At 68.7% G+C, this 12,089-nt stretch carries 22 protein-coding genes; 4 read left to right on the forward strand and 18 right to left on the reverse strand.

Annotated elements, in window-relative coordinates; genetic code table 11:
• Nucleotides 1-247: 247 nt before the first annotated feature.
• The gene (locus FB470_RS03055) at nt 248-550 is read left to right on the forward strand and encodes a helix-turn-helix domain-containing protein (protein WP_306988548.1); all 303 of its coding nucleotides are present in this window, start codon (nt 248-250) and stop codon (nt 548-550) included.
• A 97-nt stretch (nt 551-647) separates the two neighbouring features.
• On the opposite strand, the gene FB470_RS03060 is transcribed toward FB470_RS03055, so the two are convergent.
• The 15 genes from FB470_RS03060 to FB470_RS35730 all read right to left on the reverse strand — a co-directional run bounded on the left by FB470_RS03060 (nt 648) and on the right by FB470_RS35730 (nt 8,785).
• Nucleotides 648-1,391, reverse strand: a complete 744-nt coding sequence (locus FB470_RS03060; RefSeq protein WP_306988550.1) for an exonuclease domain-containing protein — start codon at nt 1,389-1,391, stop codon at nt 648-650.
• Between the two features lie 16 nt (nt 1,392-1,407).
• Complete coding sequence (locus FB470_RS03065) at nt 1,408-1,881, reverse strand: DUF6884 domain-containing protein (protein WP_306988552.1); 474 nt, start codon at nt 1,879-1,881, stop codon at nt 1,408-1,410.
• A 53-nt stretch (nt 1,882-1,934) separates the two neighbouring features.
• Complete coding sequence (locus FB470_RS03070) at nt 1,935-2,420, reverse strand: SLOG family protein (protein WP_306988553.1); 486 nt, start codon at nt 2,418-2,420, stop codon at nt 1,935-1,937.
• 121 nt (nt 2,421-2,541) lie between these two features.
• Entirely contained in the window at nt 2,542-3,021 is a 480-nt protein-coding gene (locus FB470_RS03075) for a VRR-NUC domain-containing protein (protein WP_306988555.1), read from the reverse strand.
• Nucleotides 3,018-3,512, reverse strand: a complete 495-nt coding sequence (locus tag FB470_RS03080) for a hypothetical protein (RefSeq protein WP_306988557.1) — start codon at nt 3,510-3,512, stop codon at nt 3,018-3,020. Before FB470_RS03080 ends, FB470_RS03075 begins: the two co-directional genes overlap by 4 nt.
• Nucleotides 3,509-4,462: a phage Gp37/Gp68 family protein gene (locus FB470_RS03085; RefSeq protein WP_306988559.1), complete on the reverse strand. Its 954-nt coding sequence runs from the start codon at nt 4,460-4,462 to the stop codon at nt 3,509-3,511. Before FB470_RS03085 ends, FB470_RS03080 begins: the two co-directional genes overlap by 4 nt.
• Nucleotides 4,459-4,947, reverse strand: a complete 489-nt coding sequence (locus tag FB470_RS03090) for a hypothetical protein (RefSeq protein WP_306988560.1) — start codon at nt 4,945-4,947, stop codon at nt 4,459-4,461. Before FB470_RS03090 ends, FB470_RS03085 begins: the two co-directional genes overlap by 4 nt.
• A complete protein-coding gene (locus tag FB470_RS03095) occupies nt 4,944-5,309 on the reverse strand; it encodes a hypothetical protein (RefSeq protein ID WP_306988562.1) in 366 nt (121 codons plus the stop codon). Before FB470_RS03095 ends, FB470_RS03090 begins: the two co-directional genes overlap by 4 nt.
• A 14-nt stretch (nt 5,310-5,323) precedes the next feature.
• The gene (locus tag FB470_RS03100; protein WP_306988564.1) at nt 5,324-5,542 is read right to left on the reverse strand and encodes a hypothetical protein; all 219 of its coding nucleotides are present in this window, start codon (nt 5,540-5,542) and stop codon (nt 5,324-5,326) included.
• Nucleotides 5,539-5,697: a hypothetical protein gene (locus FB470_RS03105; protein WP_306988565.1), complete on the reverse strand. Its 159-nt coding sequence runs from the start codon at nt 5,695-5,697 to the stop codon at nt 5,539-5,541. Before FB470_RS03105 ends, FB470_RS03100 begins: the two co-directional genes overlap by 4 nt.
• Nucleotides 5,675-6,226, reverse strand: coding sequence for a hypothetical protein (locus FB470_RS03110; RefSeq protein ID WP_306988566.1), 552 nt, complete (start codon nt 6,224-6,226; stop codon nt 5,675-5,677). Before FB470_RS03110 ends, FB470_RS03105 begins: the two co-directional genes overlap by 23 nt.
• A 63-nt stretch (nt 6,227-6,289) precedes the next feature.
• Nucleotides 6,290-7,204 carry a recombinase RecT gene (locus FB470_RS03115; RefSeq protein WP_306988568.1) on the reverse strand — a complete coding sequence of 305 codons (915 nt, stop codon included), beginning with the start codon at nt 7,202-7,204 and terminating at the stop codon, nt 6,290-6,292.
• Nucleotides 7,205-7,229: 25 nt separating this feature from the next.
• The gene (locus tag FB470_RS03120) at nt 7,230-8,171 is read right to left on the reverse strand and encodes a PD-(D/E)XK nuclease-like domain-containing protein (RefSeq protein ID WP_306988569.1); all 942 of its coding nucleotides are present in this window, start codon (nt 8,169-8,171) and stop codon (nt 7,230-7,232) included.
• Nucleotides 8,171-8,437, reverse strand: coding sequence for a hypothetical protein (locus tag FB470_RS03125; protein ID WP_306988571.1), 267 nt, complete (start codon nt 8,435-8,437; stop codon nt 8,171-8,173). Before FB470_RS03125 ends, FB470_RS03120 begins: the two co-directional genes overlap by 1 nt.
• Nucleotides 8,438-8,533: 96 nt before the next feature.
• The gene (locus tag FB470_RS35730) at nt 8,534-8,785 is read right to left on the reverse strand and encodes a helix-turn-helix domain-containing protein (RefSeq protein ID WP_370876441.1); all 252 of its coding nucleotides are present in this window, start codon (nt 8,783-8,785) and stop codon (nt 8,534-8,536) included.
• A 149-nt stretch (nt 8,786-8,934) separates the two neighbouring features.
• Between FB470_RS35730 and FB470_RS03130 the strand changes: the two genes are divergently transcribed.
• Nucleotides 8,935-9,444, forward strand: coding sequence for a helix-turn-helix domain-containing protein (locus FB470_RS03130; protein ID WP_306988573.1), 510 nt, complete (start codon nt 8,935-8,937; stop codon nt 9,442-9,444).
• Nucleotides 9,445-9,663: 219 nt separating this feature from the next.
• Nucleotides 9,664-9,840, forward strand: a complete 177-nt coding sequence (locus FB470_RS03135) for a hypothetical protein (protein ID WP_306988574.1) — start codon at nt 9,664-9,666, stop codon at nt 9,838-9,840.
• 181 nt (nt 9,841-10,021) lie between these two features.
• Here the strand turns inward: FB470_RS03135 and FB470_RS03140 are convergent, their stop codons facing one another.
• From FB470_RS03140 to FB470_RS03150, 3 genes are all read right to left on the reverse strand, one after another.
• A complete protein-coding gene (locus FB470_RS03140; protein WP_306988575.1) occupies nt 10,022-10,342 on the reverse strand; it encodes a helix-turn-helix domain-containing protein in 321 nt (106 codons plus the stop codon).
• Between the two features lie 68 nt (nt 10,343-10,410).
• Nucleotides 10,411-10,938: a hypothetical protein gene (locus FB470_RS03145; RefSeq protein ID WP_306988576.1), complete on the reverse strand. Its 528-nt coding sequence runs from the start codon at nt 10,936-10,938 to the stop codon at nt 10,411-10,413.
• A 105-nt stretch (nt 10,939-11,043) separates the two neighbouring features.
• Nucleotides 11,044-11,298, reverse strand: coding sequence for a hypothetical protein (locus FB470_RS03150; protein ID WP_306988577.1), 255 nt, complete (start codon nt 11,296-11,298; stop codon nt 11,044-11,046).
• 153 nt (nt 11,299-11,451) lie between these two features.
• On the opposite strand from FB470_RS03150, the gene FB470_RS03155 reads away from it, so the two are divergent.
• The gene (locus FB470_RS03155; RefSeq protein WP_306988578.1) at nt 11,452-12,021 is read left to right on the forward strand and encodes a hypothetical protein; all 570 of its coding nucleotides are present in this window, start codon (nt 11,452-11,454) and stop codon (nt 12,019-12,021) included.
• Nucleotides 12,022-12,089 lie beyond the last annotated feature (68 nt).

Below are 12,089 nucleotides of genomic sequence, written 5' to 3' on the forward strand. Positions count from 1 at the left end.
CGGAGACCGGCCGGCGCATTCGAACGACCGACTTGACATTCCCGCCTTGGGGCGTCATCCTCTTCCACATCAGGTAGCAAACCCCTCCCGGCATTACGAGACAGGCCACTCCTGCACTCAAACGCCGGTGTCAGCGGAAGAAAACCGCAGGTCAACGCGGGTGCGAGCCGCCTGAGCGCCGAGATAGTCTGAAAAACTAATTTCGGCGGATCGTAGTTAAATCGGAATTAGTATAGGGAGATTAATCATGACAGTTATCGCTTTGCGGGACGACGACGACAACAACTTCGAGTATCGTCGCAAGAGAATCGGATACACATCCCAGGAGATCGCAGCCATGCTCGGGGTCACCTACCAGACCGTCCGGAACATGGAGCACGGCCGATGGTCCTACCACACGGCCGACTACGACAGTCTGCTCACTCGCCTGACCGATGATCGGCGACAGGAGCTGAACCGTGAGCTGCCGTTCGACCAGGACGTGGAGGAGTTCAAGGAGCGGATGCGTGAGCGACTCCAAGGCGACACGGACCGGGGCAAGGACCAGTAGTCCCAGGTCAGAGCACGAAAGGGCCCCGCGCTCGACCTCGCAAACGTGCACGCGAGGGAGCGCGGGGCCTCATGTGACCGCCCTCCGGGAAGCAGTTTCAGGCCGCGCCGGTGAACAGGGGCATGGTGATGCGGATCGGCCACTCGTAATGCACGTCGCGGTGGATGTGCATGCCCTTGGCGCGGGCGTCGGCCTGCTCGGCCTGCACCCGGTACGCGGCGGCCTGGAACCGCTGCAACGCGTCCAGCGGCATCGTGGCGATGCGCGGGAACCGCTCGGCGATCCCCCACGCGAGCCGGGCCGCGGCGAGACAGTCCCCCGCGCTGGTGTGCGCGTCCTCCGGGGTCAACTCGATGCCGTACGCGGCGCACGCCGGCCCGAGCTGCCGTTTCCCGTGCCGGGTCGGGTCCAGGCGTCGGTCCAGCACCAGCGGGTCGATCACGTACAGCGTGGAGCCGGCGTCGCGTACCAGCTCGTGCAGCGTCGGGAGCCCGTGGCGGGCGCACTCGGCGGCGAGCATGGTGAGGTCGAACGGGGCGTTGTAGATGACGAGTGGGGCCCCGGAGATGACCTGGTCGGCCAGCATCCCCACGAGCAGCCGCACCGCGTCGACGGCGGGGATGCCGTCAGTGCGGGCCTTCTCGGTGGTGATCCCATGCACCGCGGTCGCCTTCGCGGGGATCTCCACCCCTGGGTCGGCCAGGATCGTCTCGTGCCCGGCCCGCTCGCCCGGGCGCCAGCTCCACACGGTGCCGGTGACGATCCGGTCCCGCTCGGGCTCGACCCCCGAGCTCTCGATGTCGAACGCGACCAGCGGGCCGCGGTGCCAACCGTCCCCCATGCTCCCCTCTCCCTGGTCAGGCGGCTGGGACGCGGGTGGCGGCAGCGCACGTGGCGCGCTGGTAGCCGATCCCGGTGCACGCCTCGAACACGTCTTGGGGGTACACGTCGATGAGGTCCAGGGCGGCGGAGAGCCGGGCGAAGTAGGCGCGCGGCAGGAGCGCGTACACCTCGTCGCGCCACGCGATGCCGTGCATAGTTTCGGCCTGGCGGGCCAGCTCGGCGGGGGTGATCGACTCCGGGTCGCCGATGGTGGTGTCGTAGGGGGCCACGACCTGGTCGAGGGTGAGGAGCCCGTGCCGGGCGGACATGATCAGTACGCGGGCGCTGCGGCCGCCCTCGCGGTCCTGGGCGGCGAGGGTTTCGGCGGTCGCGAGCACGTGTCGGAAGTGCGGGGAGGTGTAGAGGTCCCGGGCCGGCATGGGACGGTCGGCCTTGATGGCGGCGCAGGGGACGATGTAGGTGACCGGGCGGGGTTCCTCGTGCGTCATGTAAACGACTATACCCGCTATTTCGCAACCGTGCGCTGCTGCGGCACTCGCGGTCACGCCGGGATCAGGGTGGTGTCGTCGCCGACCGTGGCCAGCTCCTTGAGCACGGCCGCGCCGACCCCGGAGTGCCGAACCCGCAACGGGATTCCCGCCTGTCCGGCAAGGAACGCGCACCCGATCGACCCCGGCGAGCGGGCGAGGATGAACGCGATGCACAGGTCCGCGCCGAGGTTCACCATGTGCCGGTTCCGCCGCGGGCCCGCGGCGGGACAGTATGTCTCCGCCGGGTTGCGCCGCGACGGGCGCCGGTGGCCGGGCTGGCACACCTCAGGGTCCGGGTCACACGGCCCGAACCAGTCCGCCCGGTGCCGCTCCACCTTGCCGCCCCAGTGGGTCCAGCACGCGTCCGCCAGCGCGTCCGCGCCGCTGTCGCAGCGGCCGTGCACGAGCACGTTGTTCGGGTGCCACACCTCGGCCAGGGCCTCGCGGATGATGCCCTTGTCCACCCAGTTGCGGGACCCGGTGACCAGGATCCGCACGGCTACCCCTGCCGCCAGTACCGTGGGCGTTGCCGCAACCGCGCCCGCCGCCACATCGACCCGACAGGGTGCTGGCCTACGTGCTCGACGCGCGGTGCGCCGGCCTTGGGTACCCATCCCATCACGCCACCGCCGTGCCCGGGGCGGACAGTTCGGCGCGGATCGCAGCCCAGTCCCGGGGGCGCCACAGCCGGTACAGCCCGGAGGGCTCGAGGTGCTCGCGCCAACGACGCTGCTCCGGGCTCAGGGACTTCGTGTTGGTCTTCAACTCCACGAGCAGCACTGCGCCGTTGCGTGCCAACTGCAGGTCCGGGAAGCCCTTGTCGCCCTGCACCGGCGTGGAGACGCCGCCGGACTTGCGGTACGCGGGCCGGAAATGGCAGGCCATCCACCCGCAGAACGCGGCGACCTTCATCACCACGTACTGGAAATCGTCCTCCAGCATGTCCTTGGGCAGCTCGGGCACCCTGGCCAGCACCGCGGGCGCGACCTTGCGCCAGGTGGTCACGACCTTGGCCGGGCGCAGCGCGGCCGCGGTGGCGCGCGGAACGTGGGGTGTTGCGCGCCGACCGTTGCGGATGACGGCCGCTCGGCTGCTCATGATGCCCGTGCCTCCCGCTGATCGGTGGGGGTGCCGTCGACGAGACGGTACCGCGCGCCACCGACAGTGTTGCGCATCAGTACGCCACCGACCGCAACACCAGTCGGCTCGGCCACATCCCACAGGCGGGTCAGGTCGCCGCGGTCATCGAGCAGGAACCAGCCGAAGCCCAGGTAGTTGTTGCTCCAGATCCACGCCTTCTTCTTGGCCGGGTCCTCGTTCGTGCGTAGTTGTGCCCAGCCCAGTTCGTAGGCCCGCGCCGGGTGCCCGGTGATCCACCCATGGCACCCCGTGGTGCCGGAACCGCACGCGGCCAACGCGTTCGAGGGCCGCCACAGATCCGGCTTCGGGCACTGTCCGCGCAGCTTGCGGTGGTGGTAGGTGACGCCACCGACGCACACGCCCGGGATCCGCACCTCACACTGGAAGCCCGCGCGCTCGAACACGATCTCTCGCGCACGCCCCTCGGTGAACGTCTTCCCGCTGCTCACGCCGCGGCCCCCACCGGCTCTGGGAACTCCTGTGGGAACGGCTCCGGCCAGTCGGCGGGCTTCTCGCCCTTACCCTGCGCGCCGACCGCGCGGGCCAGAACGGTGCCGAGCTGCTTGAACCAGAACGGCACACCCGCCTCGGCGCACTGGTCGCGCAGCGACCGTGCCCATTCCAGGTCCATCCGGCGCGCGCCGCGGCCCGACTCGCCCCCAACGATCACCCAAGAGAGGTCCCGAGCCGGCACCTGGGTGACGGTCATGCCGCCGATCCCGCCGCCACCGCGCCGCTTCCCGGCGTAGTCGTAGAACGGCCCGGCGGTGCTGGCGCCGGTGAGCCACAGGTACCGGGCGAGATCCACCGGCCCGAGCAGCGGCTCGCACGAGAGGAACCGCACCGCGGCCGGGGTGTCGATGAGCGCGGGCACGCGGATGTCGGCCCACTTCTGGTCCTCGACCGACACGCCCAGCCACACGTTCGGCAGCGGCCACCGCTGCACCAGCGACAGCAGGTCGGCCTTCCACCCGTCGCGGTGCACCGACGACAGCACCTCCCGCTGAAACGCCCGGTCTCTCAGCAGCGACCGCATCCGGGCGTGCCGCTTGGTGAGCACCTGGTAGGTGTGCTGCGGGGTCATCGCCATCACGGCGAACACGCGGGCCAGGAACTCGTCCGGCACCTCGTCGTGGAACAGGTCGCTCATCGAGTTGACGAACACCTTGCGGGGCTTGCGCCACCGCAACGGCTCCCCCAGCACGTCCTCGTGCACTGTGACACCGAACCCGGGGCCGGAGGTGGCCGGCGACCCGTCGCGCTGGTACTTCTCGGAGCCCGTCGCCTTGAGCCGCTTCGCCAGGGTGAGCGCGTAGCAGTGGTCGCACCCGGGCGAGACCCGGTCGCAGCCGGTTGTCGGGTTCCAGGTGGCCTCGGTCCAGCTGATTCCCGTGCTCACCGCTTGTAGGCCCCTCTCTGGATCAGGAACGCCAGCAGCTCAAGGTGGTGCCACGTGATGCCGCACAGGGCTTCGAACGCCGCCTCCGGGCCGGACCTGGCGGCCACCACGTCGTGGTGGGCCGTGATGATGTCCTGGGAGAGGCGCTGGTCTCCGTTGACGAAGGTGGTGACGGACTGCATCGCGGGGAGCAGGTGCGGGTCCTTGCCGGTGTCGCTGCCGTGCTTCTGCAGCAGCGCGAACACCTCACCCTTCCCCGGGCCGGCCAGCTCGATCAGAGCTTGGCCGGCGAGTACCGGGCCGACCCCGACCGCGTACCAGGTGTGCAGGAGCGCGGTCTCGTCGTCGTTCCTGGGGAACAGCTCCGCGAAACGCGCGTCGACGGCCGCCCTGTCCCGGTCCGCGATCGCGAAGGCCAGGTGGAGGTACTTCTCCGCGAAGTGCATCGCCTCGTCGGCGTTCGGTGGGGTCGCGCTGATGGTCACGACGTCTCTCCTTCCGGCAGGTTCCACAGCTGCTCGATCAGCACGGCCACGACCTGCCGGGCGAGCGGGTAGTAGATGGGCCGCGGCTGACCGGGCAATGTGGACAGGGCGTGCGCGTAGATGGACAGGGCGATGTCGAACAGCGCGGCGGGTTTGGCGTGCGGCAGCGACGAGATCAGCGACGCAACGCGGCGGGCGACGGTGACCCCGACGTGCAGGTCCGTGAAGCGGGCGGCGCGGGCGGCCCGCACCAGCGGATCGTCCGCGCCGGGCCGGTAGCCGGCCCGGGCGTGGCGCCGGGCGGCGATCTGCATCCGCTCGGCGGCCGCGCGCATATCGGCGACCGTGTGGGGTGTCGGCATGAGATGTTCCTTCGCTAGCAGGACACTCCGGCGCGCCGGAGTTCGCTGCGGGTGTTGTAGAGAGACCGGATGTCGCTCGGCGAGCCCGGAACCGACACGGTGGTTTTGCCGTCCGGCGCGAGCAGCCACGTGTGCTTGGTCTTCTTCTTCCAAGACCAGCCCGCGTCCAGGGCAGCCTGGATCGCGGGCTGCAGGTGGCGCGGCACGAACTTCTTCCACTCGGCGCGGCTCATGTCAGCGACTGCACGATCGCGGCGGCGATGATCCCGACCGCGGCGAGGAGTGTGACCGCCACCAGCACGAGCTGACCGAAATCGTCCGCCATGTCCCCGGCGTCACGCACCTGCGCGGGCGCGACGTGCGGGTCACGCCTGCGCCGGCCGGTCATCGGTGTCACCGCCGTCCGTGGTGGTTTCGACGGGGGCCGGGTCGGGAACGGGCGCCGCGTCCACGGCGGCGGGCTCGGCGGAGTGGACGGCATCGGGGCGGTACTCCTCGACCGGCTCGGCGGCGGTGGGGTTGTCGGTGACCAGGCCGGGCTGGTCGTCCTGTGCGGCGCCCTCGCCGGGGCGGTCGCCAGGGATGAGGCCGGTGCGGGTCAGAGCGACCGGCGCCAACTCCTGCGTGTCCTCGGCTCCGGCGGGCAGGCCGTTCGCCTGCCGGAGCTCATCCAGGGTCGCGAGCAACGCCGGGTCCCGTGGCATGGGCTGCGGTGTTGGGGCGGGCATGGACAGCCACATCCGCTGCACCGAGCGGCGGGCCTGTTCCTGCACCACCAGCGTTTCCAGCTTGCCGAGCATCGTGCTGAGCACGGCGACTTCGCGGTCGCCGAGCGCGGGCAGTGCGCTTCGCGCCTCCTGCAATGCGGCCGCGAACGTGGTCGGGGTGAACACGCGCGGCGCGTGGGCGGTGGTCATCGGGGTGTCCTTCCGGTGAAAGAGGAAGCCCGGGCCGCGGTGTTGCGGCCCGGGCCGGGTGGGTCAGGACTCTTCGCGCTTGTGCGCCGTCAGGTCCGGGTCGTCCGGGGACAGCGGGGTACCGGCGGCCGGGTCGTCCTCGCGCACGATCTCGCCGTCGAGCACGTCGCCGTGGTTGACGTGGTCCTCGACGTGCCCCTCCACGGTGCGTCGCACCGTGTTCTCCGCGGCCAGCGCGATGTTCAGGCTCACCGACAAGGGGATGATCTTGGACAGCTGCCGCAGCGCGGTCTTTTTGCCCATGGAAGCCCACTCGGTTTTCCACGGGCTGTCGTCCTTGTGGCTGCCCTTGGAGTAGGTGCGGCGGATGCGCTCGACCTCCCGCGCGTGCATCACGGTGAACGCAGACCCGCCGTTGGTCATCTTCACCGCGGCCCACACATGCGTGGCGCCCTCGATGCTGTTGCGCTCCTCGCGGGTGGGCTTGTGCCGCAGGAACGACTCCGTGCCCTTCTCATAGTCGAACGGCTCGCCCTCGTAGACGACCTCGGCGTCGATGTTGGCGACCATCCCGGACTGCCACGCCAACTTGACCAGGCCGCGGTAGCCGGGAATGAACGTGCACACCCGGCCGTAGGGCACGAGGTACGCCTCACCGAGCGGGCCGGGCTCCAGCCCGAGCTGTGCGGACGTCATGAGCGCGCCGAGCACGGTGTCGGCCTCGCAGTCCAGCAGCTTCGGGGTCCTGCGCACCACCGTGAGCGCGATGCGCGTGAACCGCTCCGCGTTGAGCGCGGTGCCTGCCAGTGCGCTGACGATTCCGGACTTCTGCTGGTTGATCAGCGACCGCAGGTCCTTGCCGTCGGTGCTGATCAGTTCGCCGTTGCGACGGGCGCGGGCGATGTCCGAGGGCAACGCGATCTCGCCTCGCGGGCGGCTGTTGCTCTGCCGCGGCGCGTCGACCTTGGTGGGGGGCATGGGTGTTTCCTCCAGTGGTTGTGGTTCACCACGCGGTGGTGGTGTCGAACTCGCCGCGCGCGTGCGCGGCCTCGTAGCCGCTCACGGCGTAGAGCGGCAGGCTGATCGGGACGACGCCGTCGGTGTAGCTCGGCCAGTAGCCGGTGGCGATGCATTCCTGGTAGATGCGGATGGCCTTGCGGTTGAGCCGATCGCCCCAGTACACGGCCTCTTCGTCCAGCTCGACGACGGTCGGAAGGTACGGGGGTTCCTTCTCCTGGAAGATGAACAGGAACACGATCTCGTCGGCGACGTCGAGCGCGCGCAGCCCGGCGCGGTAGAACGCCTCCTGCTGGTGGTAGCCGTGCTCGTACACGGCGCGCTGGATGGCGTGGGGCTCGGCGCTGCGGGCCGTCTTGTAGTCGACGATGGTCAGGCGGCCGTTGTGGTCGATCGCGCGCATCCAGTCCACACGCGCCCGGCACATCACCCCGCTTCGGTCCTCCCAGATCAGCGTCTGTTCAGGCCGGCCACCGTCGGCCGGGTCCAGCAGCGCCCCGGCGTGCTCGTGGTTCCGCAGGGCAGCGGCCATTGCGTTGATCCGCTCGTACTGGTGGGGAAGCAGCGGGATCGCTCCACGGGCGCGGGCTTGCTCGGCGGCCTGTTGCGCCGCCTTGGTGCGCCAGTCCTTCGCGTCGACGACGACGAGATCCGGGCCGCAGCCGAGCACCTTCCGGTGCGCGGCGGATCCGAAGTCGAGGTCCTTGTTGGGCTCGGAGTGGTGTTTGCGGTCGTGCTCGAAGATCGCCGGGCAGGACGGGGGCAGCAGCTTCCTCGCGCCGGACGACGACAGCGAGCCGCCGGGGACCGGGTCGGCGTGGTACGCCTCTTCGGGGACGTCGTCGTAGATGCCGGGCTCGTCCAGCACAACCGGCTGGTCGAGCCCGGCAGGAGCGGTGTCCTGCGCGGGCTCGAGGACGGCGGTCATCAGGCCGCCGCTCCCAGCTGGATCGGCTCGACGTAGGTGGAGACCTCGATGTACGGGTCGTCGTCACCGGTGTGGTCGGCCAGGGCCTCAGCGATGCACGCCTCGCGCTCGCAGGTGTGGCGGGTGTCGCGGTCGCCGTCCTCGTCGGTGACGTAGATGTTGGTGACGCACACCTGGCCGAGGGCCTGGCAGTACTCGCACGGTTCGCCGTGCTGGTCGGACGGCTTGGCGATCGCGACCGGCTTGATGTCGGTGGTGTTGCGCATGGTGTCTGCCCCCTCTGGCTGGCGTCAACTTCTGTTTGTGACTATACCCCTAGACAGGTATGGCCGCAACAGTTCAGCGCAACAGTGGCGCTCGCCCTAGCCGGGCCGCCTGCGCGTCACCACGAACGCCGACAGTGGATGCCCGAGCGCACGCGCCAACGCCTGCGCCGTCTCCGGCATAGGCCGCGTTTTACCTGCTAGGACACGGCTCACAGTGGCCGTAGACACTCCCGAGCGGCGCGCAAGCTCCAGCCCGGTCCACCCCCTCGACATCCGCACCCTGTTGAACAACTCGGACGAGTAGCACACCTCGCCGGTGTTCTGTTTCCCCCTCAACAGTTGCGACATGTTGCGACACTAACACAACACTTTAGGTAGATTGCGCACAAAGAGTTACTCGGAGTTGCGGCCATTGGGGTGGCGCCGAAAGCGGGCAAAGGTTACTCACCGGTGTTCCACCGCGCTTCAGCGCGTTGCACCGCGCTATGCTCCCGCGTATGGGCGACAACACCACTCTGAACTGGCAAAACCTGGACGACGAGTTAGATCGTCGCAGGAACGAACTGAACATGACCTGGGGCGACGTGGCCGATAAGGCCGGTCTCTCCGAGACCATGCTGCGCAAGGTTCGCCGCGGCCAATCCACGCGCCCCACACCGCGCACCAAAGCGGCAATTGAGAAAGCGGTGTCGTGGGAAACCGGCAGTTTCGACGCCGTGCTCCGCAACGAGCCTCCGACGCCCAAGGGCGACACACCCGGCGCCCGCGGCACTCACCTGGCCGCGGTCCCGACTGCGCGCAGTGCGACGGCCACGAGTGCTTCCGAGCCGGCGGCGACCGCAACACCCGCACAGGACGTGCCGGAGGATGCGGAGCGTGAGCTGTTCGACCGGTGGCGCAGCCGGGTGGGCGAACGCTTCAGCCACGACTGGTTCTGGGAGCTCGTCGAGGACTTCACGACCGTCCGGAAGATGGCCATCCAGGGATCTCGCACTGACCGCAAGTAGTGTTACAGGGTTTCACCGTCCCTCCCCCGCGCGGGGAAGGGTCACGAACTGAATTCGCCTGTTCGGACGAAAGCTCGTCGCGATCGGCACGGCAAATTCGGACGACTGGTTGAACAGCCACCAGGGGTAAGGGCTATCGTCTACGGAGGAACCAATTTTCTCCACCCCGGGGGGGTAACGTTGCGTAACATCCTTGCGGTCGCTTCACTGGTGGCGGGCGTGTCCGCTGCCGTCACGGCGACCGTCGTCCGGCGTGGTCTCGAAGCCGAGATCGACCGGAAGGCGTCGAGCTTCAGCCTGCGAAAGCTGGAGAACCGGCTGGACGCGCGGCTGGATGCCCTTGAAGCGTTCCAGGAGTTCAAGGCTGCCGCCGCGACGGCCGGCACTGCGGCCTGACGCGACTCATAGAGGAAGCCCCGGCTGGTCCCCTCGGGGCGGGGAAATTGACCAGCCGGGGCTTTTTCATGCCGACGAAGAAATGGTTACGGTCCCCTCGACCCTATTCACAGAAATCACACGCGCACTCAAACCCGGCAGAACCGCATCACGGTTCTGCCGATGTAATTACCCACACGAACTAACTCGCCTTGCGGGGCTTCCTGTTCCGCGCGGCGCTTCGGCTCGACGCGCCGAAGACGCTGACGTCCACCGCTGGCGCCGCAACTGCCTGCCCGGGAACCTCCCCCGCAGAGGGGGTTTCCTTCGCGGGTTGTTCGTGAAGCTGGGCGATCTGCTTGATGTGCTCGTCGGTGAACCGCACGGGCCCGCGCTTGCCACCGAGCCGCAGGAACGGGAACCGCCCCTGTTGCACCCCGCTACGCACCCAGTACACGGACGTCTTGAACAGCTGGGCGACTTCCTGGACCGTGTACGTCGTGATCGGGGCGGCGTGGGTCATGACTCCACAATACGCCACAGTTGCGCAACAGGCCACAACAGACCGCAACAGTTGGATTATCCGACAGGTCAGGAGCGCGGATGGGGCGCAGGGCCCGGCTTCCGCTTGCGGTTCTCGGCGAAGTGCTCGGCAGCCGACCGCAACCAGTACCCCGTCACAACTGGTCGAGGGAACGGGTGCGGCCGACCTTCACCCGCGGCGCGCTGCCGCTCCTTCTCCAGCTTGTAGATCCACTTGTCCGTGACCTCGCACAGCTCTGCGAACTCGGCAGCCGAGACCATCGGGGGAATCGACAGGTTGGCTAGGCGACGTTCGCTCTCGGCCTCGGACAGCACCTCCGCTGCATCCCAGCCGGTCACGGTATAGCCGCTGGCGGCGAGCTGTTCGACGAATGCGCGCCGGGCCTCGACGAGTGCGTCAATCGGATCGGGGGTCGCGCTGGTCATGAGGATGTTGAAGGCGGCCACGTCTCCGGTCTCGTGCACGCCGACGGAGAGGAGGCTGTCAGCGGCGATGCGCCGGCCAAGTGCGAAGGCTTGCTCGCGCGGCACTGGTCGATTCAGGGTGGCGGACAGGGTGATGCTCCAGGGCTCCATGTCAACTATCCTTGCTTGACAAGCGAAAAAATTCAAGTACCAGGAGTGGGGCTACGCTGGGAAAGCTGGTCGGGGGTGCTTCCTTCACCCCCGACCAGCCCGCGATCATTCGCTACGCGGCACCTCGCCGTGGATCCCCTGGTGGTGATCCGGCGGCCAAGGCCACTGCAGCCCGTCCCAGACGATCCAGGTCAGGAGCACGCGGCGCAGGTAGCGCTCGTGTTCGTCCTGGAACAATTCGATCGGGGCAAAGCGACCCTTGCCAGCCGGCGTCTCAAGGAACACCGTGGCGTCAATGATGACCACCGTCCAGCCCTGGTCGCGCATCGCGAGGATGATCGCGGTTCCCAGCTCTCCCATTCGTTGTCACCTCCTCTCATTGGGTGACACGACCATATCCTCGTTAGGAGACTTTTGTCGCTTAACTGGGCGGGAGAAGGGCGCAGATCACCCGTCATCGGACTCGCTACGACCTCGTGCGCAGAAGCCCGCCTCACCGCTACGGTCACGCCCGTGACCGACCCATTCGACATCCCCAAAGCGCGGGGCACTCTAAGGGTGCTGCAGCTCGCGCACGACCGGTGGACCGAACTGTACGAGGGCATCGAGGGGCTGAAGTTCGACGACCTCAACGGCCAGGAGGAGGTCGCAGCGATCATCCGCGGGCCAGCCGTCGAGATGATGATGTGGGCGCGCGGACTCGACGACCTCTGCCGCGGGATGCCCGAGCGGCGGGACGGTCAGCTGGTGCCGACCGAGCCCGACCTGCCCGGCTACGAGACCGCTCGAGCCACAGTCGCGGGCCTCGTCGACGGCGCCCGCTACGCGACGAACCGCGAGGTGCATCAGTTGCTCGCGCTCATGCAGCCCAAGGGGGCTCTGAAGTTCCCACTCACCTTCCCGCTTGCGTTCGACCACTTCGGCGGCGTGCAGTGGCTGCACGAGATGCAACTGCCGCCCGCCGCGGAGGAACGCCGAGGGCAGGCGCCGCTGCGCCAGGCGTACGTCGACCACCTCGCCGGCCGGCCGGTCGGCCCCACGCTCGACGGCCTGCGCCAGTGGTTCGAGAGCCAGCTCTCGTAGCCATCGCGGCCGCGGCAAGCAGCGGGAAGGGCCGCCCCCAGTGTGTCCCCGCCGGGGACAGAACACCC

The organism is Amycolatopsis thermophila (assembly GCF_030814215.1).
GTDB lineage: Bacteria > Actinomycetota > Actinomycetes > Mycobacteriales > Pseudonocardiaceae > Amycolatopsis_E > Amycolatopsis_E thermophila.